Source organism: Kutzneria chonburiensis, assembly GCF_028622115.1.
In the GTDB taxonomy this organism is placed as follows: domain Bacteria; phylum Actinomycetota; class Actinomycetes; order Mycobacteriales; family Pseudonocardiaceae; genus Kutzneria; species Kutzneria chonburiensis.
The window spans coordinates 6,951,914-6,976,351 of the sequence record NZ_CP097263.1 but is presented as its reverse complement, the minus strand read 5'-3'; the positions used below and the strand labels follow the sequence as shown (position 1 = coordinate 6,976,351).

Genomic DNA, 24,438 nt, shown 5'->3' with positions numbered 1-24,438 from the left:
ACCAGCCGAGGAAAGGCAGCCACGACCCTAGACTCCGGCCCGTGTTCACAGCGGCACTGGTGGCCTTGATGTCCGCGGCGACGCTCACGCCCGTCGCCGATGCCCCCACCTGCCGGGACGTCGCCGTCCCGGTGACGATGCCGCTCGCCGGCACGCAGACCGTGGCCGGACAGCTCTGCTGGGCCGGGGCAAAGCCGGCCCCGACCGTGCAGATCCTGTTGGCCGGGGCCACCTACAATCGTGCCTACTGGGATTTCCCTTACCAGCCGGACACTTACTCGTACGTGCGGCGAGCAACCGCCGCCGGCTACACCACGCTGGCCCTCGACCGTCCTGGTACGGGGGCCAGCTCCCACCCGGCCGGCCCGCTGCTGACCAACGCCAGCGAAGCCAGCGCCGTGCACCAGGTCGTCAACGCCGCGAGGCTGGGCCAGCTCGGCGCCCCCTTCACGAGAGTCCTGCTGGCCGGCCATTCCTACGGCTCCGTCGTCGCCTGGTACGAGGCCGCCACCTACGCCGACGTCGACGCGCTGCTGATCACCGGCATGGCCCACGAGGTCCAGCCGGCGGCGGCCGTCCCCGTCGCAACCTCGCTGATACCGGCGTCGTTGGACCCGACCTACCTGACCACTCGTCCCGGTACCCGCCAGGTCTTCTGGCACGGCCCGCACGACGATCCGGCGGTCATCGCCGCCGACGAGAAGGTCAAGGACACCGTCACCACGACGGAACTGGCCGACACGCTCCTCGCGCAGGCGTCCCCGATCACCAACGACATCGCCGTGCCGGTGCTGATTGCCGAGGGTCAGCAGGACCTGGCCTACGCCGCCGCGCTCAAGCACGAGGCCGCGCACTACCCGAAAGCCCAGTGCGTCGACACGTACGAGCTGCCTGACGCCGGCCACGACCTCAACCTCGCGCCGCACGCCCCTGACTGGTTCGCCAAAGCCGTGGCCTGGGCCAACCGTGTGCTGGGGCCGACGGGAAACCCGCCGCGCTGCTAGTCGAAGTACGGTCCGGCGCCGACGTCGCAGCCCAGCTCACGCCACCAGTCGGCCTGCTCCTCGGACTCGATGCCGTCCACGGCGACCGTCACCCCGGACTCGTGGGCCAGGTCGACCAGCTGCGTCAGCGACCGCTGCACGACCGGGCCGGGTCCCTCGGGCCGGGCCTGCCGCGCCACCAGCCAGCGGGCGATCCGCACCGAGCGGAGCTTGAGGTCCTCCAGGTACGTGAGGTCGTGTGCGCCGAGCCCGAACTCGTCGACGATCACGTCGATGCCGTTGTCGGCCAGGAAGCCCACGTTGTCCGCGGCGGTGCCGCCGAGCGCGCCGGCCGGCAGGCCGACCCGCAGCCGTGACGCCGGCAGCCCGCTCAGCCCCAGCTCGCCGAGTACCCGGGCGACCAGCTCCTCGTCGTTGGCCAGACAGGTCGGCAGGCTGATCTCCACCGCGGAGTCCAAGCCCGCGCCCTGCTCGCACGCACTGCGCAACAGCCAGCCGCCCAGCGGCACCATCATCCCGGTCTGCTCGGCCAACTCCACGCACTGCCGGTGATCGACCACGCCGTGACCCGGCCGATCCCAGCGCAGCACCGCCTGCACGCCGTGCGGACGGCCGGTGGCCAGCTCCACCTGACGGTCGAAGACCAGCCGCACCTCGCCGGTCTCCCACGCGCCGGGCAACGCCGCAGCCATGGCGGCAAGCTCCTGGTCGGCGGCGTCCAGCACGGTGTCGTGCAGCTCCCACGAGGTGCCCTTGCGCCGGGCCCGCCGCAGCGTGAGATCGGCGGTCTGGAACACGTCGTCCATCGACAGGCCGGACGGCGGCCGGTGCACCACGCCGATGGTCGCCGACGCCGTGACGCCCTGACCACCGGGCAGGTAGACCGGCTCGGACAGTTCCTCGTTGATGCGCTCGATGGTGGCCACGACGCCGGGCGTGGCCGCCGTGTTCTCCACCAGCACCGCGAACTCGTCATGGCCGATACGCGCGATCATCGCCCGCTCGCCGAGGAACACCGCGCGCAGCCGGTCGGCGACCGTGCACAGCACCTGCTCGCCGGCCTGCCGGCCGAGCCCGTCGGTGATCACCGAGAAGGCGTCGAGGTCGAGTTGGTACAGCGTGGTTCCGGTGCCGCGGTCGGCCTGGTTGAGCAGTGCCTCCAGCCGGGTGCTGAGGAACTGCCGGTTGGGCAGGCCGGTCAGCACGTCGTGCAGCGACTGGTGCTTGAGCTGGTTGCGCAGCAGGGACAGCTCGGAGTCGTCGTCCAGCACGACCACGAGTTCCTTGCCATCACGGACCGGCGCGACCGACAGCAGCGGCCGCACGGCCTCCTCGCCGGCGTACAGCACGGTGCGGCGGTGCCGGATCCGGTCCACCCGGCCGTCGGTGAGCTCGGTGCACGCGGTGCGGATCCGGGTCGCCTCGGGCGGCGGCATGAGCTCGAACAGCGTGCGCTTGGCCAGATCGTTCTCGCTGATGTCCAGGATCCGCCTCAGCGCCTCGTTGCTGCGCAGGAACCGCCCGGCGTGGGATGATGCCGATACCGCTGGCCGATGCGGCGCAGACCTCGTCGAAGCGGGCCAGCGCTGCGGTCAGGCTCTGCTGGGTCTCGTTGGCCGCGGTGAACAGCGACTTGGTCAGGTTCTGCTGCTGCTCGAAGATCGAATGCTTGGTCGCGTCGGCGTAGCCGGCGGCCAGCGCGCCCAGGATCGTCACCACGCGTTCGGCGATCTTGCGGCGGCCCTGGAGCTCGGGCTGCATCATCAGCCCGCCACCGAGCACCTCGACGGTGCTGGCCAGGCTGTCCTCGCTGACGCAGTTCAGCGCCACCAGCTGCCGGCCGACCCGTGCGGCCGCCGCGGTGTCCATCGGCTCGGCCTCGGTGGCCCGGATCAGCTGGTCCAGCATGGTGGCGAACCGCTCCTCGACCTCACCGGTGGCCAGCGGCAGGTAGTTGGACTGCGCGACCAGGTAGGCCCACTTCTTGGTGAGCCTGGTCCGTTCGCGCGAACCGCTCGGTTGACGCGGCTGCGGGACGCTCATGCCGATCGGCCCGCGCCCGCGCTGTCCCCATCGATGTCACCGTCACCGTGATGGACTACCGACACTCGGGTTCACCTCGCCGTTGCCATGCCCCGCGGTGGCGGAAGCGTACCGGCTGGGTGTGGCCGTCCATGATCTCTCGGCCTTGTTCACTCGAACGAGCGAACAAGGCCGAGGGTGGCCCCGGGAATTCATACCGAAACTAGCTGCGAACGGTTGCAGCCAGCTTGTCCAGCGTCGCCGTGTGGATCCGGCGCAGTCCCAGCGGCGCGAACGTGCCCTCGAAGAAGCCGGCCACGCCGCCGGCGCCCTGCCAGGTCGTCTGCACGTGCACGGCGCTGGACCCCTCGCCCTGCGGCGTGACCGTCCAGGTCGTCACCATGGTCGAGTTGGCGTCGGTCTCCACCAGCGTGCCCGGCGTCGGCTCGCTGACCTCCAGCACGCAGTCCCGCACCCGCTTCTTGGTGGCCTGGAGCTTCCAGTGCACCTTGGTGCCGGCGCCGGTCCCGCCGGCCAGCACCTCGTACTCGCTGTAGTTCTCGGGCAGGATCCCCGCCCGGGTGCCGGCGTAGTCCGCCAGCGCCGCGTAGACCGCGTCCGAGGGCTTGTCGATGACCCGCTCGGCGGTTGCCTTCACCTCTGCCATGACCCCGATTGTCGCAGCGACGACAATGAACCCGACCGAGGGGCACCATTGGGGCACAGCGCGTGACCGTCCGTTTACTCATGCTGGACGGGACCGCCACGGCGCGATAGGAACTGCGGACCGGACGACAACCTCTGGCGGGAGGTGTGCAGATGCAGGTGCGGGTGCTCGGCCAGTTCGAGGTGACGCGCGGCGACGAGCGCATCACCCCCTCGCAGCCGAAACTTCGGCAGCTGTTCGCCCTGCTCGCCCTCAACGCCAACACCGTGGTCCGCGTCGAGCACCTCATCGAGGAGGTGTGGGGCCCGGAGCCGCCGACCAAGGCGATGGGCACGCTCCAGACCTATATGTCACATCTGCGCCGGTTGCTGGCCTCCCACGACTCCACGGTGTCGGTGCTGCACACCAGGCACGTCGGCTATGCCCTCACGCTGCCGGACCAGGACGTGGACGCCGGCCGGTTCGGCGTGCTGGTCGCGCGTGGCCGGTCCGAGCTGGACAGCGGCCACATCGAGTCGGCGGCGGAGACGCTGCGCGCGGCGCTGGCGGTGTGGCGTGGCTCGGCGCTGAGCGACGTGGACGCCGGGCCGGTGCTGGCGCACCACATCCGGAGCTTGGAGGAGACCAAGGTCGGCGTGATCGACCAGCGGATGGAGGTCGAGCTGATGCTCGGCCACCACCACGAGGTCATCAACGACCTGAGCACCCTGGTCCGGGACTATCCGGCGCACGAAGGCCTGCACGTCAAGCTGATGATGGCGCTGCACCTGCTGGGCCGTCGCTCCGAGGCGCTGCACGTCTTCCAGCGCATCCGGTCCACGCTCGTCGACGACCTAGGCCTGGAGCCGGGGCAGCAGCTCCAGCAGGTCCACCGGGGCCTGCTGGTCGGCAATCCCCAGCTGGACGCGCTGACGCCCAGCGGCGCGGTCCGTACCGGCGGCTGGGTCGATCCGCCGGCGCAGCTGCCGGCCGACCTGCCGGTCTTCGTCGGTCGGACGGTCGAGCTGGCCGCCGCCGAGAGCCAGCTGCAACAGCCGGCCCGCTCCGCGCCGGCCGTGGTGTCGGTGGTAGGGCCGCCGGGCTCGGGCAAGACCGCCTTCGCCACGCATCTCGCGCACCGGGTCCGTGCCCGCTTCCCACACGGTCAGCTGCACGCCGACCTGGCCGAACAGACTCCGGTCGAGGCGCTCACCGGCTTCCTGCGGGCCATCCGCGGCACGGTCGCGCAGCTGCCGGACAGCATCGAGGAGCGCAGCCAGCTGCTGCGAGGCTGGACCGCGGAGCGTCGGGTGCTGATCTTGATCGACAATGCCGTGAGCACGGTCGAACTGGCGCCGTTGCTGCCCAGCGGTGGCGGCTGCGCGGTGATCGTCGGCTGCCGGACGCGGCTGCCGCTGCGTGGCACGAGTCTGGCCGTGGACCTTGGGCCGCCGGCCGAGGATGAGGCGTTGGAGCTGCTCGGCTCGGTGATCGGCTGGCGTCGGCTGCGGGCGGAGTTGCCCCAGGCCCGCAAGCTGATCCGGCTGTTCGAGGCGTCCCCGATGGCCCTGGTGGCCGCGGCCAACCGGCTGGCGATTCGTCCACATTGGACGATCGCGGTGCTGCTGGAACGGCTGCGGCATCGTGGCGACTGGCTGGACGAGCTGGTCAACGCCCGCGTCGACCTACAGGGCAGCATCGAGCTGAGCTGCCGGGCGCTGTCCCCGGCCCACCGTGACGCCTTCTTCCGGCTCGCCACGGCCACGGACGAGCCGTTGACCAGCCGGGGTGCGGCGGCGTTGCTGGGCTGCGACCAGCGGACCGCCGAGGCCATTCTCGAGTCGCTGGTCGAGCACCAGCTGGCCACGGTCGAGACCTTCGGCGGTCATTTCCACTACCGCTTCAGCTCGCTCGTTCGGGTCGCGGCGAGCTCGCTCAGCCAGTTCGCCGCCGCCTCGGCACCACCGGCCGAGGCGAACGACCTCTGGATCCGCCGCGCGCCCTCGGCGTGACCGAGGGCCTCGGTAATGGCCTGCTTCAGCTGCTCCGCCGTTACGCGGCCGAAGCGCACCCGCACGCCCGCGCCGGCATCGACGACCTGCTGGGCCACGATGGGCTGGTCGTCGCGGATCGGGGCCACGACCAGCGGCACGCCGTGACTCAACGTCTCGCAGACCGTGTTGTGGCCGGCGTGGCAGACCACCACCGCGCATTTCGGCAGCAACGCCAGCTGCGGCACCCGGCGCGGGCCATGGACGCCAGTCGGATCCACCACTATTCCCTGATAGTCCGGCATTCCGGCCAGCGCCTCGACGGCCGCGCCGAGGAACCGGCCGCCGGCATCGGCATTGGCCGTGCCGAGCGAGACCAGGACGACCGGCCGGCCGTCCAGCTCGGGCAGCGGCGTGTCGTCGGGACGTGCGGTGATCGACGGACCGACATAGATGGTCTTCGCTTTGACCGGCCCCACCAACTCCTCCGTGCTGAACGCCAGCACACCGTGTGGAGAGAACCGGAGATCGTGGGAAGCCTGCGGCGAGCCGTGTCGCTGCCGAAGCCCGTTGAGCAGATCGTCCAGCCAGGCCACGACTTTCGGCAGCTCGGCCAACGGCTCCAGCAACTCCGCTGACGTCGTGGCTGAGGTGGCCCAGGCAAGGCCTCGCCGCTCGGCGACCAGCGCGCCGGCCAGTGCCTGCTGGTCGACCAGCATCGCGTCCGGCCGGAACTCCGCCACGGCCGCGTCGACCAGGGGCGTCATGCCGTCCGCGAGGGGGATGAGGAATTCCTCCCAGAGGAACTTGAGGGAGGCGAACCCCCGCAGCTCCGGCGGCCGGCCCGCCACCACCACTTCGCTCAGCGACCGGTCCGACGGGTAGAACCGCGCGCCTTCGCCCACCAGCGCTGCCAAGCCGGCGGTGGGGCCGACCCAACCGACCTCATGGCCGTCCGCGGTCAACCGCGCGGCCACCCCTACGGTCGGGTTGATGTGGCCGACCAGCGGGGGAACCACGAACAGGAATCGGCTCACGCGATCAGCTCGCGGGCCTGCGCCGCCGCGTTGATCCACGGCACGCTGGTGTGGATCCCGCGCACCCACGGGATGAGCAGCTCCCGTACCTTCCGGTGCGCGTCGACCAACACGGAGTGGTCCTGCCCAGGAATCACCACCGTGCGGCAGTGCGACAGCGCCCGTTCCAACGCTCGCGGGTCCTCGCCCTGAAGTCCTTCCCCGCCAAGGATGTGCAGCACGGGCGTCGGCAGCGCCCGCAGCTCATCGGCCGACATCAGCCGGCCGTGCCACACCTCCTTGATCATGGTCGTGGCGAACAGCTTGGCCGCGGCCTTGCGGGCCAGCTTGGCGTGATGGGCCCCGTTCTGCGCCTCCAGATCGAGGAAAGTCTGCTCGCTGGACAGCTGCACGGCCATGTAGTCCATGGCCTGCACCATGCGGTCCGACCACGGCTGCGTCGGCGGCTCGGACTCGATCGACACGATGCTGGCCACCTGCTCCGGCCGGGCGAAGGCGTGTCCGAACGCGACAGTGCCGCCAAAGCTGTTGCCCACCAGGTGAACCGGACCCTGATGCTCCAACACGTCCAGCAGCGCACCGAGATCGTCGACGAAATGCTGGAACGTGTAGCCGGTGTCGGGACAGCCGCTGCGGCCGTGCCCGCGCAGGTCGTAGGCCAGCACGTTGATCCCGGCCGCGGCCACCGGCGCGGCCAGCGTCAGGTAGAAGCTGGCCAGGCTGTCGGTGCCGAGACCGTGGATGAACACCACCGTCGGCGCCGTCGCCGGGTCGACGCCCTTGGCCGGCATGCGCTGGAAGTGCGTGTCGATGCCGTTGGCCAGGATCTTGCCCATGTCAGCCTCCCGCGCGGGCCAGCGCCCCGCACACGAAGTCGACCAGGTCGCCGACCTTGAGCGCGATGACCTCGTCCAGTTCCTTGTCGGCCAGGAACTCGGCCAGGTTCACCGGCTCACCCCAGCGCTCGGAGATCAACGCGGTCAGCGTGACCAGGTCGATGCTCTCCAGCTCGAGGTCCTCGTTGAACGAGGTCTGCTCGGTGATCTCCACGTCGTCGACGCCGAGCTCGGCCAGCACCTGGCGCAGCATGCCGTCGATCTCGGTGAACACGACGTCGCGGGACGCCTCGGTGGTGGTCATTCTTCCTCCTGATCGGCGGGACCGGCGGTCCACGCGACGACGTACTGCCGGGCCGGCAGATCGGCCGGATTGCTGATGACGGCCCGATTGCGGCCGTCCGGCGCGCTGTCCGGCTCCCCGATGGCGATGCTCACCGGGTGGTGGCCGAACCGTGCGATGGAGACGCCGAGCTCGTGGGAGTGCGCCATGGAGACGGAGACCGCCGGTAGCGGAAAACCGTTGTGCCCCGACACCTTCACCCCGTCGGCGGTGTCCTCGACGAGGATCTCCGCCGGGAACACCGGTCCGGAGCCGTTGTCCCACAACAGGGTTCGTACGGCATCCTTGACCGCGATGCGACCGAGCAGCCAGTGTCGCCGGTTGCGCGGCGGCAGACTGTCGTAGCAGGCGCGTTCGCGGCCGCTGAGGTACTTGCTCAGGTACAGCTCCCGTGATGCCAGGTCCGGCCAGCGCTCGGCGACGGCCACCCAGCCGCCGGATTGCTGCTGTGACAAGGCATTCCGCTCCGGGAACCGCCACGCTTCGTCCAGGTCCATGTGGCTGTCGAAGCGGCGGTCCCGCCAGTCGCCGATCTCCGCCCACACCACGCCGTTCACCGTCAGCTGGGCGTCGACCTGGTAGATCCGGTCGCTCACATCGACCACCCTGATCACGCAGTCGACCGGTGTGCCGGGGGCGGGGTGCGGGCCGAAGAACTCGATCCGCCCCATCTGCACCGGGAAGGCGATGCGCTTGGTCACCTGGGTCTTCCAGATCCAGTAGCCCAGCAGCTGGCCGACGTTGTCGAGCAGGCCGCCGGGCACGTCCGGGGTGGTGATCACGCCTTCGACGTGGTCGGCCCCGACGCTGGTCAGCGCGGTGATGCCTTGCAGCGCCGGGCCGTGAAACATCACCCTGCGCTGATAGAACTCCCGCGCGGTCATGTCCGGCTGGTTGCGTTGGGCCACGGACCAGGGGCGATGCGGCCGAGGGCCCACTGCGGGGCCAGCTCGACCACGGCCTGCGAGTGATCACCGACCGTGACCCTCACCCGGTCCGGCCCGATGGGCTCGGCCGTGATGATCACGTCCACGGCCGGTGCGCCGATCAGCCAGCGCTGCAACCGGACATCGTGCACGCGCACGGCGGTGAGCCCGTCGGTCGCGTCCTCGGCGGCGTCCATCATCAGCTGGATGAGCGTCGTGCCCGGCACCACCGGGCGGCGGTCGGCCAGATCGGGCCAGCCATCCCGTTGCGGGGCAAAGCAATGGTCCAGCAGGAACGGCATCGCGTCGGTGGAGATGGTCAGCCGCTTGGTCAACGGCCGGATCTTCGGCCCACTCCGGGCGGCGATCACCTGGGCCGCCGACTCCGCGGTTTCCCGTAGCAGCGCTTCGAGTTCCGCCGCGATGGGGAAGTCGGCCGTGAGAGCGTCCAAACGGGACGGACCGGCGGTGCTGATCGTCGTGCTCACCTTGACCAACGGCGAGCCCAGTTGCAGAGCGACGGGTTGGCGGGTCGGCTCCAGCAGCGAGAAGTCCGGCGACGCGCCCTCGACCCACAGTGCCGCAGCGACCAGGCGCAGCTGGTCCACGCCGCCGCGTTGGGTCGAATTCGCCGCCACGGTCAGGTGTTCGGCACCCTTGAGCGTGTCGTCGATCAACGATCCGAGCTGTCCGGCGCCGACCTGGACGAACACCTTGATGCCGGCGTCGAACATGGCCTGCACGGTCGTACGGAATCGCACCGGCTCGATCAGGTGCCGGATGTAGAGCTCCCGCACCCCGTCCGGGTCGGTCGGGTAGGGCGAAGCCGTTGTCGCCGACCAGATCGGCAGCGTGGCCCGGCCCATCTCCAGGCGGTCGGCCAGGTCCACGAACGGTTGCAGGTACGGCCGGAGCATCGGCGTGTGGAAGCCGGAGCGGAACGGCAGCACCGTGCTGACCACGGCCTTCCCGCGGAACTCGGCGACCAGCTCGGCGATCTCGCCCGGCGGCCCGCAGACGATCGTCGAGTTCGGCGAATTGTCGTGTGACAGCACGATGTTCGGCCGATCGGCGATGGCATCGGCCACCCGCTCGACGCCACAGCCCAGGGTGGCGAACTCGACGCCCGGCACCTCGACGCCGGTCGGATCGAACCGGGCCAGCGAGTCCTCCACAGCCCGGTCGGAGAACATGCCGCTGACCGACATGGCCGTCCACTCGCCGATGCTGTGCCCGGCCAGGGCGGTCGGTGCGATGCCGATGCGCCGCAACGCGGTGTCCAGCAGCCGGCCGACGCCGAGCACGCTCATGCCGTGCCGACCGAGGTCGCCGTTGCCGACGGATCGCCGCAGCAGGCCGAAATGATCGGCCACGTCGTCAACACGCGGTTCGAAATCCGCTTCCAGCCCGGGGAAGACGAAGGCTATGCCGCCCTGGGGGAGCAGCGGCTCCGGGCTGAACCAGACGTTGCTCCGACCACGCCAGGCCGTGCCTTTGGCGATCACCTTCTCCGCCAGGGCGATGCGCTTGGCGTTGGGGTCCACAATGGCCAGTCGCAGCCGGCCGGTCTCGTGGTTCTCGCCCCTGTGCAGACGTTCCAGCAGCTCGTTGCCGCTGTTGGCCGCGATGCGCAGGACCTTCACCGGCTCGTTGACAACAACTGTTGTCGGGGCCGGCTTGGCCGAAGGGGCCTGCTCCAACACCACGTGCGCGTTGATGCCGCCGAACCCGAAGGCATTGACGCCGGCCCGCCGCACCTCGTCGGTCCACACCTCGGCCTGTGAGATCGGCCGGAACCGGGTCGCGTTCAACGCCGGGTTCGGGTCGTCGCAGTGCAGCGTCGGCAGCAGCACGCCGTGGTGCACGGCCAGAGCCGCCTTGATCAGGCCGGCGATACCGGCGGCCGGCATGGTGTGGCCGATCATCGACTTCACCGACCCGATCACCGCCGGCTTGTCCGAGGGCCCGCCGAACACCGTGGCCAGCGTAGACAGCTCGGCCGAGTCGCCGGCCGGTGTCGCCGTGCCGTGCGCTTCGAGCAGGCCGACAGATCCCTGCGCAGCGGGATCCAATCCCGCTGCGGCCCAGGCCTTTCGCACGGCCAGCACCTGGCCGCCGGGATCGGGGTTGAACAGGCTGGCGCTGCGGCCGTCGCTGGCCACGCCGGTGCCGCGCACCACCGCGTAGATCCGGTCGCCGTCGCGCTCGGCGTCGGCGAGCCGCTTGAGCACCACGACCCCAGTGCCCTCGCCGATCAGGATCCCGTCCGCATTACGGTGGAACGGCCGGATCTGCTGGCTCGTCGACAAGGCCTTGAGCTGCGTGAACACGCTCCAGAACGTGATGTCGTGGCAGTGGTGCACGCCGCCGGCCAACACCACGTCGCAACGCCCACTGCTCAGTTCGTGCACGGCATGGTCGACCGCGATCAGCGACGACGCGCAGGCCGCGTCCACCGTGTACGCCGGGCCGCGAAGATCGAGCCGGTTGGCCACCCGGGACGCGGCCAGGTTGGGCACCAGGCCGATCGCCGACTCGGGCTGCTCCGGCCCGAGCTGCTCGGTGAACGCCGCCCGTACCCGCTCCAGCTCGGCCGCGCCGAGGCCCGGCACCAGCTCGCCCAACGTCCGCACCAACTGCACGGCCGTCCGCACGCGCTGATCAAGCCGCACCACGCCCGGCGTGAGATAGCCGCCACGGCCCAGAATCACGCCGATCCGGTCGCGCTCCGGCAGCCGATCATCGCCGCCCGCATCGGCAATCGCCGCCGCCGCGACGCGCATCGCGATCAGCTGGTCCGGCTCGGCCCCGGCCACCGAGTTCGGCATGATGCCGAACCGGGTCGGATCCACGTCGGCGAACTCGTCGACGAAGCCGCCGCGCCGGCAGTACAGCCGATCGGCCCGCGCATCACCGGCCGGGTCGTAATACGCCGGATCCCAGCGGTGCTCGGGCACATCGGTGATCGCGTCCACGCCCGTGACGAGATTTCGCCAGTACGACTGGAGATCCGGGGCACCGGGCAGCAGGACCGACATACCGACGATGGCGACATCGGGCATCCGCCGTCACCAACCGGAGGCGGTGTAGACCACGGCCCGCACGCCGTGGTCGCCGAAGGCCAGCTCCCGCAGCAGGGCCATCGTGCCCTCCTCCGGGTCGATCAGCTCGATGCCACGGCGGCCGTACTCCTGCTGGAGTTCCGGCGTCACCATGCCGCCGTGGCGGGCGTCCGGCGCCCACGGTCCCCAGTGGACGGTCAGCGCCCGCGTGCCGGTCTTCTTGGCCCACAGCGATCCCAGCGTCTGCAAGGCATCGTTGGCCGCCGAGTAGTCGATCTGCCCCCGGTTGCCCAGCGCCGCCGCGATGCTGCCGAACAACGTCACGAAACGCGGCGGGTTCGGCAGTTCCTCGACCGCTGACAGCAACGCCCTGGCCCCGTCCACCTTGGTGTCGAAGACCCGCCGGAACGAGTCCGAGTCCTTGTCGGCGATCAGCTTGTCCTCGATCACGCCGGCCGCGTAGCAGACACCGTCGATGCGGCCGTGATCCGTGTAGATCTCCTTGACGATGCGGTGCAACGCTTCCTGGTCGCGGACGTCCGCCGAGTGGTAGCCGACCGTGCTGCCCAGCGCCCGCAGCTCGTCCAGCGTCGCCCGGACCTCCCGCGCCGCCAGGATCTTCGCCGACATCCGCTCGATCTCCGCCGGGTTGCGCTGCCCTTGCGCGATCAGCGCCGCCCGCAGCGCCGTCTTGTCCTTGGCCGACGCCGTCGCCGCGTCTTCCGGCTCCGCCGGCAGTTGCGTGCGCCCGATCAGCTCGATGCGGCAGCCACTCGTCGCCGCCAGCTTCGTCGCGAACTGCGCGGTGATCCCGCGCGCCCCGCCGACCAGCAGCACCACCGAGTCCCGGTCCAGCCCGATCGCTTGCGCCTCCGCCGTTCCATCACCCGCCGGTCCGGCCCCCGTCGTGCCCAGCGACCCCAGCTCCACCGGCACCATGTCGATCGTCTTGCGGCTGTCGCTCTGCCGCACAACCACCGGGTGCCGGTCGTCCGCCAGCAGCTCGGCCATCAGCCCTTCGGTGACCGCCGCCGCGTCCACCTCGATCAGCTTGGCCACGGTCTCCGGGTACTCACGGGAGATCGTCCGGAAGAAGCCGCGCAGGCCAACCACCCGGTCGTCCGCGTGCTCGGCGATCGGCGACACCGCGACCACCCACCGGGGCTTTCGCGCCAGCGCCACCTTGAACTCCGTGAAGGCCCCGGGCAGCACCGGGTCGTCACCGGGGGAGAGCGCCCCCAGGTAGAGCAGGTTGTCGGCATTGTCGCTGACCGACGCCTGGTGATAGGCCAGCGCCGCCGTCACCTCGGTCACCAGCTCGGGGTGGCCCCCGATGATGCGGAACCCCTTGCCGGACAGGGTGGTGAAATCAAGAACTCGGGCCGCACCGACCTCGGTCGGCACCATCTCGAACCGCCGTGGCGGCCGGCCGGCCGCCACGGCCACAGCTTCACTGGCCACCGGCTCGACCGCTACGGGCTCGACCACGATCGGCTCGACCGGGGTGGCTCCGAACAGGTCGGCGATCTGCTGGGCGGTCCTGGCCTTGGTCAGCTCCTCCACGTCCGAGGTGGCGGCGGCCCCGAGCCTGGTGACCAGGGTGCCGGCGATCTCGGTGCGCTTGATGGAGTCGATGGAGAGGTCGGCCTCCAGGTCCAAGGTCGGGTCGATCATGTCGGTCGGGTAGCCGGTCTGCTGGCTGATGACGTCCAGCACGGTCGTCAGCACGTCGGTGACGGGCTCGGGTTCCGGTGCCACGGCGACTACCTCGACCGGCCTGAGGGGCTCGGGGATCGGGGCGGCGACGTGCTCGATGACGCGGGCGTTGGCGGAGCCGCCGAAGTAGGCGAGCAGGACATCCCGCTGAGCGGCGACCATCTCGCGGCTGGTGCGCAGGTACTCGCTGATCAGCGCGTCCTGACCGACGCTCGGCTGGGACGTCATCGACAACTCCACTCGTCGGGCGGGCGTCAGCCCGCCGGCCAGGTACTGCCCGTCGGCGGTGCGAACGAGCTGACCGTCGATCGTCCACCCGGGACGCTTCGGCGGGGTGGCGGTGCTGACGTCCACGGCGTCCCGGCCGTGGAAGAGCCAGCTGGTGCGGACGTTGACGCCGGAAACGGCGAGTTGGGCGACAGCGGCCAAGAAGCCGGAGACGCCGCCGTCGGTGGTCACGCGAACGTGCGGCCGGTCGCCGAGAATGGCCTCGACCAAGCGGGACAACACCTTGCCCGGACCGACCTCGACGAACACCCGCGCGCCGGCGGTGTACATGGACTCGATCTGGTCGACGAACCGCACCGGCGACCCGATCTGAGCGGCCAGCTCGGCCCGTACGTTCCCGTCGTACGGCGCGGCGGTTCGGTTGGACCACACCGGAAGCTCCGGATCGCGAATGTCCTGTGTGGACAACGCCTCGCCGAACGCCGTGCTCGCGGCGGCCACCACCGGGCTGTGGAACGCGCATGCCACTGGGATCTGCTTGCCGGAGACGCCGGCCGCCCGCAGTGTCTCGACCGCCGCCCGCACGGCCGGCGTCGGCCCGGAGAGCACAACCTGCTTGGGGCCGTTGTGGTTCGCCACCACCAGCTCGTCGGTCAGCACGGAGGCGACCTCCGGCAGCCCGGCGGTGAAGGCTGCCATGGTCCCGGGATCATCGCCGGCAGCGCCGAGAATGCTCTCGGCACGGGCCCTGCTGAGGGCTAAAAGCGTTGCGGGGCCGAAAGATCCGGCGGCACTCAGTGCGACGAGCTCACCGTAGCTGTGGCCGGCCAACAGATCCGGTCGCACACCCAATCGCGTCAGCAGCTGGTTGACGGCCAGCCCCGCGATGCCGAGTGTCGGCTGCGCGGCCCGCGTGTCGGTGATCCGGTCCTTGCTCCGCTGCACGCCATCGGCGTCGAACGCGGCCGGCGGGAACAGTGTGTCGGCCCAGTCCCGCCCGAGATGCAGCAGGTGCTGGATCTCCGGGAACGCCACGAAAAGTTCGGCCAGCATGCCCGGCCGCTGGCTGCCCTGACCCGGGAACAGGAACGCGACCTTACCATCAGCCGGCTGTGCAACGAAGACACCGCGCTTGGGATCGTGCTCGCCGGCAACGCCGGCCCGTAACAACCCCGGAAGCTCGGTCAAATTCCGTGCCACGACAGCGATCTGCACGGGTTCGCGACGCTGCTCAGCCCGCCGCGACGCGGTCTTGGCCAGGTCCCGCAGCCGCCAGCCGTCCTGGGCGGCCAGCCCGAGCAGCCACTCCACCGACCGAGCCGCCGACGCATGGTCGGCACCGCGGAACGTGAACAGCTCGGCGGCCCACTCGTCGTTGCTGTGCCGAGGAACCGGGGCCTTGTCGTACGCCGACAACACGAGGTGGAAGTTGGTGCCGCCGAAGCCGAAAGCGCTGACCGCGGCGATTCGCTCCGCGGCCGGTGCCGCCCACGGGGCGGCCTCGGCGTGCAGCGCAAAGGGATTGTCCGAAGCGTCCCAGGCCGCGTTCGGCCGCGAAACGTGCAGCGTCGGAGGCTTGATTCCGTTGTGCAGAGCCAAGGTCGTCTTGATCAACCCGGCCAGCCCGGCCGCGCACTTGGTGTGCCCGATCTGCGACTTCACCGACCCGATGGCGCAGCTGCCCGGCGCGGCCCCGTGCTCGGCGAACACCTGGGCCAGCGTGCCGAGCTCGGTCCGGTCGCCGACGACCGTGCCGGTGCCGTGCGCCTCGACCAGCCCGACCTGCGCCGGCGACACGCCGGCGTTGCGGTAGGCCCGTTCCACCGCGCTGCGCTGGCCCTCCGGCCGCGGTGCGGTGAGCCCCAACGACTTGCCGTCGCTGGCGCTGCCGATGCCCTTGATCACCGCGTAGATCTTGTCGCCGTCCCGCTCGGCGTCGGCCAGCCGCTTCAACACGACGCAGGCGACGCCCTCGCCCAATGTGGTGCCGTCGGCGTTGCTGTCGAACGTCTTGCAGCGGCCGGACGGCGACAGCGCGCCGACCGAGCTGAACATCAGGTAGTCGTTGATCCCGTTGTGCAGGTCGGCCGCGCCGCACAGCACCATGTCGCTGGTGCCGAGCACGAGTTCCTTGCACGCCACGTCCACCGCGGCCATCGACGAGGCACACGCGGCGTCGACCGTGTAGTTGGCGCCGCCCAGATCGAGGCGGTTGGCGATCCGCCCGGCGATCACGTTGGCCAGCACGCCCGGGAACGTGTCCTCGGTCAGCCGCGGTAACTGGCGGTCCAGCTCCTCGGGCAACGTGCCCAGGTACGACGGCAGCACCGTGCGCAGGGTGGTCGCGCTGGCCATGTCGCTGCCCGACTCCGCGCCGAACACCACGCTGGTCTTGGCCCGGTCGAACGCCCGGTCGCCGTAACCCGCATGCACGAGCGAGCGGTAAGCGGCTTCCAACGCCAGCAGCTGCACCGGCTCGATGCTGGCCAGCGAGGCCGGCGGAATGCCGTAGCGCAGCGGGTCGAACGGGATTTCCGGCAGGAAACCGCCCCACTTCGACGGCGTCAGGTCGGTGCCGCCATCCGCGTTGTAGTAGACGTCCGCGTCCCAGCGCTCCGGCGGCACCTCGGTCACGGCGTCGATGCCGGCCAGCACGTTGGCCCAGAACGTCGGCAGGTCGGGGGCCTGCGGGAACATGCAGGCCATACCGATGATCGCCACATCCAGCGGCTGAGGCTCCGGTTCCGCCACCGGCTCCGCGACACCGAGCTCCACCGCCCGCGCAGCGTGATACTCGACGGCCCCGGCGGTCACGCTCTCGTGCAGAGCCGACACGGTGGTCACGGCATCGCGCAGCACCGCGACCTGCCCGGCCATGAACATGCCCTCGGCCAGCTGCCGATCCTCGTTCACGTCCAGCAGCGCCGCGCCCTCGCGCTCCACGCCCTTGCTGGCGATCCGCAGCCGCCCGATGTTGAGCTGCTCCAGCTGCTCCCACACCTCGCGGTCCGGCACGCCCTGCTCGCGCAACGAGTCCCGCAACGCCAGGAACTCCGACGCGAACGGGCTCGTCACGCAGCGGGTCGAATGCCCGGGGGCGGTCTCCAGCAGTGCCGTCGCCGAGGCGTCGATCACCTGCCGTTGGAACAACGGCTGCACCGCCCCGTCACGGACGGCCTCCTCCGTGAACAGGTACGCGGTGCCCATCAGCACGCCGACGTTGCACCGGTACTCACGCAGCGGAGTCGCCATCGCGCCGACCATCGCCGCTGACCGCTCGTCGTGGATGCCGCCGGCGAACAACACGTCCACTTCGGCCTCGGCGTTGCCGGTGAGCCAGTCCAGCAGCACGCCGAGCTGCGCCTCCCACAACGGGAAACTGGACCGGGGACCGACGTGGCCGCCGCATTCCGAGCCCTCGAAGATGAACCGCCGCGCGCCCGCGTCCAGGAACTGCTTGAGCAGCCCGGGCGACGGCACGTGCAGGAAGGTGGTGATGCCCAGCGCCTCCAGCGCGGCGGCCTGGGCCGGCCGGCCGCCGGCGATGATCGCGTACCGCGGGCGCAGCTCCTCGATGACCTCGAGCTGCCCGGTGCGGACCTCCTCGGCGGCGAAGCCGAGAATGCCCGCGCCCCAAGGACGATCGCCCAGCCGGTCCATTGTCTCCCGCAGCAAAGCCCGGGTCTGCTCCTTGGTCGCCAACGCCAACGCGACGAACGGCAGGCCGCCGTTTTCCGCGACAGAGGCGGCAAAACCGGCGCGGTCGCTGACCCGGGTCATCGGCCCCTGGGCGATCACGCTCGGCGCGACCGGCTGCTGCCGCAACGCCGTGACCACGCTGTCCTTGACCGCCCGCACCACACGGTCGACACGTCCGTAGCGGTCCGCGAAGCGAGTGGCGAGAAAACCGTCCTGCCCAACGGGAATCCGGGCCTGGCCGGCCCCGCGGCGGATCAGCAGTCGCTGTCCGTCCACAACGGTCGTCTCGGAACCATCCATTGGGCGGATTGCCGCGGCGATCTCGTCGTCCACATCGGACTCCGAGAGCAGGGCCAATTGTGTGTCGAGGACAACACCGGCCGCGCCACCGACCACCGCTGCGGCAGCCGTGTGAACACCAATGCCGCCCCAGGCCCATATCGGCAGCTCGATGACGTCAATCAACTGCTGTAGCAGGACAAACGTGCTCAACTCGCCGACCGGACCGCCGGCCTCGTGACCACGGGCGACGATGCCGTGTGCGCCCTGCTCGGCGGCTTGCACAGCCTCGGCCTTGCTCGACACCTCGACCAGAACCCGGTACTGCGCGGCCAGATCTGGAATAGACCACTTCGCGTCGTGTCCGAGCAGGACGGTGTCGACGTGACCCCGAGGAAGATCCTCTGGTTGGAGGGCGCAGGATCCGGTCACGCGCACGCCGAACGGCCCGCCGGCCCAGCTCAGCAGCAGGTCGAGGGCCTCGCGGCTGTGTCGGTCGCCGACGCCGAGATCGAGGATGCCGACGCCGCCGGCGCGACCGACCGCGGAAACCAATCGGGCATCCGGCACCGCGAAGGGACTGACTCCGAGCACGAGATTCCGTGTGAATCCAGAGCCGGAGGTGTGGGCAGCCATCGAGCCTCCGTATGAGTACGGGACCTATGGGTGCGCACATCGGTGTAGCCACACCCTAATTGGGTGGATCCGAGCGGAAAGGCTATGGCCGAAGCTGCCTTTTCGTCAATTGAGGAACTGGTGAGTTCAGGAAAGTTTGCGTGGAAGTTCAGCGCGGCTCAAGCGCCCGCGTGGGACTTGAACCCCGGTGACAACCGTGCTGACCTGCCGAGCTGCTCCGATCGGGTCGCGACCGATCGAGGTGGCCGGCACCGGGGTCGACGGATGATTTCGACGTTACTCATGTGTAGCCGAGAGATGAATTGGCTGGTCAGATACTTATAGCCGGTCATGCTTCGTCGATTTTCCCCGTGACTTGTCCGCCGGGTACCTCAATTCGTTGCGAGCCATCTTGTCCAACGTCGCCTGCGCCAGATCGATGCCGGTCACATCGGCGAAACGGAGCAGATACATGAACACGTCGGCCACTTCCATGCTGACCCGGTCCCGAGCGTCCTGTTCGGACAGCGCGGCGGTGATCTCCTCGTCGGACAGCCACTGGAGCTCGGCCAGCAGCTCGCCGGCCTCGCCGGCCAGCGCCATCGCCAGGTTCTTGGGGGTGTGGAATCGTTGCCAGGCCCGGGCCGCCGCGAACTCGCGAATCCGGGCGGTGAGGTCCTCGATGTCGGTCACGCGTTGCCTGTCGTAGTCGCCGGTATTACCGAGTGGGCGTCAAGTTCGGCCGATTCAACCCGATGTCGGCCTGATCCGCGGCCGCGGTGCCGGCTTCCCACCCGGCCGCGCTGCCCACTGTGTAGGACTTCTTGACAGTGCTGGGATAGAGCTCCTCGAACAGCTCCGACACGGCCTTCTCCCGATCGGCCAGCACCGGCAGCAGCCGGTCGTCGGCGGTGTGGTCGTCGCTCTGCTCGGTCGCGGCCCGCAGCCGCTGCCCGATCCTGGTGGCATAGGCCAACAGGAACGACTGCCGATAGGTGCGGCTACGGGTGTCGAGGCCCGCGCCGGCCGCGACCATCGCCCGCGTCGCCTGCAACAGCAGCGAAGTGGACAGCAGCTCGGTGATCTCCAGGTCGAGGTCGGCCCCGATCAGCGCGATGAAGCCGAGCTTCTCGTACACCACGCCTTTCGACCGGTTGGCCGCCGCGACCGCGGCCACCAGCTGCGCCTTCGCACCGACATACGGTGTGTCCAGCCACACCCGCCGCGAACCGGCGGTCTGCGGCACGTGCTCGTCGGCGTCGAGCAGCGCCCGCTCGAAGGCGTGCCGGCTCATCAGCTCCTGGGCCTTGGCCGACAATGCCTCGGCCTCGTCAGGGAAGTCGGTCGACTCGGCTTTTGCGAGCAATCCTCGCACCCGGGCCAGCACCTTCTGGTCGACGCCGTGCCCGAGCAACACGTCGGCCTTCGTCGCATTGCCGGGCAGCGGCAGGATCCGCGGCAGCTTGGGCAGGGCCATCAACGTCGCCAGCGCGACGATGACGACCTCCAGCCCCTCCTCCTTGGTGAGAATGTGCCGGGCCAGCCACTGCTCGAAGTGCTGCCGGTCGTGCCGCCACCACGGCTTCGCCTCGATCTGCCGCAGCTGGTCACGCCAGCGCTCGTGCATCGTCGCCTCGGCGTACTGCGCCATGTCGACCGCGATCACGTCCACGACCAGGCCGGTGGCGAACTCGTCGCACTCCCGGCTGGTCACCTGCACTAGGTCGTAGGGCAGCCAGCCGTTGGGCCACAGGAAGTTCAGCGCCCGGGCGAACACCCCGGCCACCGCGATGCCGAGGTGTAGGTCGTCGGCGTCGGCCAGAAACGTCGCCTCGGCCGCGGCTGTCTGCTTCTGTCCGTACGAGTAATCGTTGGCCGTGGCCCACAATCGCGCCGCGATGCCGTTGGCGTCGAGCGACCGTGCGTCGACCCCAGCAGCCATCCGCTGCGCGTGTCGGGCGCGCGCGTGCTGCTTCGCGGCCCGCCGGGCCCGGTCGGAACTTCCCACCGCATGAGGGTAGCGACCGAGCCCGGCGTCCTTTCACTCCACGGTCACGCTCTTCGCCAGGTTCCTGGGGTGGTCCACGTCGTGTCCCAGCAGGACCGCCGCGTGGTAGGCCAGCATCTGCAGCGGAATGCCCAGCAGGATCGGGTCCAGCTCCGGCTCGGCCCGCGGCACGACGATCGTGTGATCGGCCAGCGCGCTCGGCAGCTCGCGGTGGGCCAGCGCCAGGATGCGCCCGCCGCGGGCCTTGATCTCGCCCAGCGTGGTCAAATTCTTGTCGTACAGCTCGTCGTCCGGCACGATCGCCACCGTCGGCGTCTCCGGGCTGATCAGCGCCAGCGGCCCGTGCTTGAGCTCCGAGGCCGGGTAGGCCTCGGCGTGCACGTACGAGACCTCCTTGAGCTTCAACGCCCCCTCGCGCGCCACCGGCCAGCCCCGCACCCGGCCGATGAACATCACGTTCGGGCAGGTGCCGTATTCCTGGGCCAGCCCGGCGATCTGGTCCTCGAGTTTGAGGATTTCCCCGATCTGGGACGGCAGCGCACGCAGTCCGCGGACCAGCCGCTGGCCGTCGGCCGGCGACAGGTCGCGCACCCGGGCCAGATGCAGGGCCAGCAGCGCGAAGTCCACCGTGGTCACGGTGAACGCCTTGGTCGACGTCACCGAGATCTCCGGGCCGGCGTGCAGGTAGATGCCGCCGTCGCACTGCCGCGCGATGGAGCTGCCGACGGCGTTGACGACGCCGAGCACCCGGCCGCCCTTGCGCTGGATCTCCTGCACCGTGGCCAGCGTGTCGTAGGTCTCGCCGGACTGGCTCACCGCCACGTACAGCGTGTCGGGGTCGATGAGCGGGTTGCGGTAGCGGAACTCCGACGCCGGCTCGGAGTCCGCCGGCACCCGGGCCAGCTCCTCGATCAGCTGGGCGCCGATCTGCCCGGCGTAGTGGGCCGAGCCGCAGCCGAGGATCTTGACCCGCTTGAACTCACGGGATTCGCGCGGCGTGAGGTTGAGCCCGCCCAGGTGCGCGGTGCCGAACCGGTCGTCCAGCCGGCCGCGCAGGGTCCGCTCCACCGCCGTCGGCTGGTCGTGGATCTCCTTGCGCATGAAGTGGCCGTAGCCCTCGGCCTGGTAGTCGTCGTCCTCGACGTCCACCGTCGTCGGCGGCCTGGTGGTGACCGTAGCGTCCAGTGTCCTGGTGCTGAAGCCGTCGGCGGTGAGCACCGCGACCTCGCCGTCCTCCAGGTGCACGACCTGCGAGGTGTGCCGGACCAGGGCCATCACGTCGGAGGCGACGAACAGCTCCTTGTCGCCGACGCCGAGGATCACCGGGCTGCCGTTGCGGGCGGCGATGATCCGGTCGGGCTGGCGGGTGTCGACCACGGCGATGCCGTAGGTGCCGACGATCTCCGGCAGCACCCGCCGGACCGCCTCCTCGATGTCGTCGACATCGACCGCGGCGATCAGGTGGGCCAGCACCTCGGTGTCGGTCTCGGAGACGAACTCGACGCCGTTGGCGATCAGCTTGGCCCGCAGCTCCTCGGCGTTCTCGATCACGCCGTTGTGCACCACCGCGACCCGGCCCGAGCCGTCGACGTGCGGGTGGGCGTTCTGCTCGCTCGGCACGCCGTGCGTTGCCCACCGGGTGTGGCCGATGCCGACCGGGCCGGACAGCCGGGCCGGCACGTCCTGGGTCAGCTGCCCGACGCGGCCCTTGACCTTGCGCACCCGCAGCTTGCCCTTGCCGACGACGGCCACGCCGGCCGAGTCGTAGCCGCGGTACTCCAGCCGGGCCAGGCCCTCCAGCAGGATCGGGACGCAGTCCCGGGGCCCCACGTATCCGACGATTCCGCACATGGTCGTTCCCTCACGTGTAGACGATGCGGCGCAGCTGTCGAACCGACAGCTCCGGCGCCGCGACGCGGCGCTGCGGCAGCTCGGCCGCGATGCGCTCGAAGATCTGGTCGTTGGTCAGCCCGGCCGACTTGAGCTCGGCGTGGCGGCGGCGCACCACGGCCTCCACCGGCTCGTCGAAGTAGGCCAGCACGTCGGCGACCACCCTCGTGGCCTCGCCCGGACCGAGCGCGGTGGTGCGCATCAGGTGCGAGACGAGCTCCCCGAACGGGTGATTGGCGGCGGACACGAGCAGCGACTCTGCCCCTCTTGACGAGGAAAGACAACGATCCTGCCCGAAATCGGGCAGGATCGCGTGACTGGCCTCGGAGAAATGCGAGGGCCGCGCCCCAGCGGAGCGCGGCCCTCGATGTCGGTGGTGGCTCAGCCCTTGATGGCGCTGCCCTTCTGCCACTCGGCCCAGCTCAGCTCCCAGTCGCCGAAGGTGTCCCACAGCGGCAGCTTGCCGCCGCCGGCGTTGGTCACCTCGACCACGTCGCCCAGGTTGAAGTGGTCGAAGAACCACTTGGCGTTGTCCGGGCTGAGGTTGACGCAGCCGTGCGAGACGTTGGAGCTGCCCTGCTGGTTGACGGTGTTCGGGTTCTCGTGCACGAACTCGCCGTCGTTGGAGATGCGCAGGTCCCAGTACTCGGTCGACTTGTAGTAGCCGGGCTGGCCCTGGCACACGCCGTAGGTGCACGAGTCCATCACGACCTGCTGCTGCTTGTCCGAGATGACGTGCGGGCCGTCGTGGGTCGGCGTCTGGTCCTTGCCGAGGCTGATCGGCATGGTGTTGACCACGGCGCCGTTGTGCAGGATGGCCATCTGCTTGGTGTTGCCGTCGGCCTGGGCCACCCAGGAGTCGTGGATGGTGTACGTGACCGACCGGTCGGTCTTGCCGTACACGCCGCCGCCCAGGTTGACCCCGTACAGGTTGGCGTCCAGCTTCACCGTGGTGCCGGCCTGCCAGTACTTCTCCGGCCGGTAGTGCACGGTCTTGGCGTCCAGCCAGTACCAGGCGCCGGCCTGGGGCGGGGTCGAGGTCACGGTCAGCGCCTTCTCGGCCGCGGACTTGTCGGTGATCGCCACGTCGAAGGACACGCCGAAGATCTGGCCGACGCCGAAGGTCTGGCCCTGGCCGGGCGGCGCCGGGGTGAGCGCCGGGTAGGCCTGGGCCTGCGGCGTGATCGTGGTGACCGTGCTCTTCTGCTCGGTCTTCTTGCCGTCCGCGTTGGTCGCGTCGGCCACCACGTTGTAGGTGGCGCCGTAACCGAGCGGCTCGCTCGAGGTCCAGGTCAGGCCGTCGGCCGAGACGTCACCCTTGACGGTGTTGCCCTTGGCCGCGTTGGTCACCGTGACCGTGGTCAGCTTGCCGTTGGCGACCTTGACCGTGATCGGCGTGACCGGGCTGACCTGGTCGCCGGGCGAGAACGACACCTGCGCCGCCGGCGCGGGGGTTTGACCGAGGTCGTCGCCACCGCCGAGCCGTCCGTGCTTGACGAGCAGGCGCTCAGCGCCAGCGCCGCCACGGCGAGTCCGATGACCCCGGCGGACCCCAGGCGCCGACGGCGCCCCGTGCTTCCTGCGACCAGCATGCAACCCTCTTCACTCACGGCCCGTGTCCCGGATCAGCCCAGACCCATTCGTGGCCGACCTCGCCTCCAGAAGGGTAGGCGGCGGCCTCACAACGGATAAGACGTGGTGGGGGCCTCGGCGTTGCCTCGTTCCTTGGAGCGACCCGCGATTCGGTGAGGTTTGATCCGCGCAGCGCACCCGACCGACCCGTTCCACCCCGCCCGCTATCCCCGGAACGGGCGGTATTGGGCCGTATGGGTGATCACCGAGCGTGCCTACGGCGTACTTGCTGACAGTTGGCTCAGAGATTGCTGTCACGGCCGGCGGAACCGGTCATTTCGGACGGAGATGTGGATCAGTGGCGGCCGGCGACACGCCCAGAACGTCCGGGACATCTCGATCAGGTGGCGTACGACACTCCCGTGGTCGCCGGATGGGGTGGTCCCGGCCGGCGGCGCCGGGGCCGCCCCGGTCACCGCGGGCTGCTGGGCTGGATCGGTTCCGGACGATGCCGCTGACCAGGTCGAATGCCCCGTGTCGGGGCGTTTTCGCAGTACAGACGGG

The 24,438-nt window shown here is 70.1% G+C and carries 15 protein-coding genes; 2 read left to right on the top strand and 13 right to left on the bottom strand.

The window, feature by feature from the left end:
* Positions 1-41: 41 nt before the first annotated feature.
* Positions 42-1,004 carry an alpha/beta hydrolase gene (locus tag M3Q35_RS31965; RefSeq protein WP_273936252.1) on the top strand — a complete coding sequence of 321 codons (963 nt, stop codon included), beginning with the start codon at positions 42-44 and terminating at the stop codon, positions 1,002-1,004.
* Here the strand turns inward: M3Q35_RS31965 and M3Q35_RS31960 are convergent.
* A complete protein-coding gene (locus tag M3Q35_RS31960) occupies positions 1,001-2,482 on the bottom strand; it encodes an EAL domain-containing protein (RefSeq protein ID WP_337960643.1) in 1,482 nt (493 codons plus the stop codon). The genes M3Q35_RS31965 and M3Q35_RS31960 overlap by 4 nt on opposite strands.
* Before the next feature lie 767 nt (positions 2,483-3,249).
* The gene (locus tag M3Q35_RS31950; RefSeq protein ID WP_273936250.1) at positions 3,250-3,693 is read right to left on the bottom strand and encodes an SRPBCC family protein; all 444 of its coding nucleotides are present in this window, start codon (positions 3,691-3,693) and stop codon (positions 3,250-3,252) included.
* A 152-nt stretch (positions 3,694-3,845) separates the two neighbouring features.
* Here M3Q35_RS31950 and M3Q35_RS31945 point away from each other — a divergent pair, with 152 nt between their 5' ends.
* Complete coding sequence (locus M3Q35_RS31945; protein WP_273936249.1) at positions 3,846-5,684, top strand: AfsR/SARP family transcriptional regulator; 1,839 nt, start codon at positions 3,846-3,848, stop codon at positions 5,682-5,684.
* Here the strand turns inward: M3Q35_RS31945 and M3Q35_RS31940 are convergent.
* From M3Q35_RS31940 to M3Q35_RS31890, 11 genes are all read right to left on the bottom strand, one after another.
* Positions 5,567-6,700 carry a glycosyltransferase gene (locus M3Q35_RS31940; RefSeq protein WP_273936248.1) on the bottom strand — a complete coding sequence of 378 codons (1,134 nt, stop codon included), beginning with the start codon at positions 6,698-6,700 and terminating at the stop codon, positions 5,567-5,569. The genes M3Q35_RS31945 and M3Q35_RS31940 overlap by 118 nt on opposite strands.
* Positions 6,697-7,536: an alpha/beta fold hydrolase gene (locus M3Q35_RS31935; RefSeq protein ID WP_273936247.1), complete on the bottom strand. Its 840-nt coding sequence runs from the start codon at positions 7,534-7,536 to the stop codon at positions 6,697-6,699. Before M3Q35_RS31935 ends, M3Q35_RS31940 begins: the two co-directional genes overlap by 4 nt.
* A 1-nt stretch (position 7,537) precedes the next feature.
* The gene (locus tag M3Q35_RS31930) at positions 7,538-7,840 is read right to left on the bottom strand and encodes an acyl carrier protein (RefSeq protein WP_273936246.1); all 303 of its coding nucleotides are present in this window, start codon (positions 7,838-7,840) and stop codon (positions 7,538-7,540) included.
* Positions 7,837-8,763 (bottom strand): hotdog family protein, encoded by a 927-nt coding sequence (locus tag M3Q35_RS31925; RefSeq protein ID WP_273936245.1) that lies wholly within the window; start codon positions 8,761-8,763, stop codon positions 7,837-7,839. The genes M3Q35_RS31930 and M3Q35_RS31925 overlap by 4 nt, the downstream gene beginning before the upstream one ends.
* Entirely contained in the window at positions 8,760-11,867 is a 3,108-nt protein-coding gene (locus M3Q35_RS31920; protein ID WP_273936244.1) for a beta-ketoacyl synthase N-terminal-like domain-containing protein, read from the bottom strand. The genes M3Q35_RS31925 and M3Q35_RS31920 overlap by 4 nt, the downstream gene beginning before the upstream one ends.
* Positions 11,868-11,873: 6 nt before the next feature.
* Entirely contained in the window at positions 11,874-18,425 is a 6,552-nt protein-coding gene (locus M3Q35_RS31915; RefSeq protein ID WP_273936243.1) for a type I polyketide synthase, read from the bottom strand.
* Between the two features lie 318 nt (positions 18,426-18,743).
* Positions 18,744-19,097 (bottom strand): nucleotide pyrophosphohydrolase, encoded by a 354-nt coding sequence (locus M3Q35_RS31910; protein WP_273936242.1) that lies wholly within the window; start codon positions 19,095-19,097, stop codon positions 18,744-18,746.
* 25 nt (positions 19,098-19,122) lie between these two features.
* Positions 19,123-20,412 carry a DUF2786 domain-containing protein gene (locus tag M3Q35_RS31905; protein ID WP_273936241.1) on the bottom strand — a complete coding sequence of 430 codons (1,290 nt, stop codon included), beginning with the start codon at positions 20,410-20,412 and terminating at the stop codon, positions 19,123-19,125.
* Positions 20,413-20,445: 33 nt separating this feature from the next.
* Entirely contained in the window at positions 20,446-22,263 is a 1,818-nt protein-coding gene (gene glmS / locus M3Q35_RS31900; RefSeq protein ID WP_273936240.1) for a glutamine--fructose-6-phosphate transaminase (isomerizing), read from the bottom strand.
* Positions 22,264-22,273: 10 nt separating this feature from the next.
* Positions 22,274-22,549 carry a hypothetical protein gene (locus tag M3Q35_RS31895; RefSeq protein WP_379794781.1) on the bottom strand — a complete coding sequence of 92 codons (276 nt, stop codon included), beginning with the start codon at positions 22,547-22,549 and terminating at the stop codon, positions 22,274-22,276.
* A gap of 134 nt (positions 22,550-22,683) precedes the next feature.
* Complete coding sequence (locus M3Q35_RS31890) at positions 22,684-23,736, bottom strand: L,D-transpeptidase (RefSeq protein WP_337960494.1); 1,053 nt, start codon at positions 23,734-23,736, stop codon at positions 22,684-22,686.
* Positions 23,737-24,438: the final 702 nt, after the last annotated feature.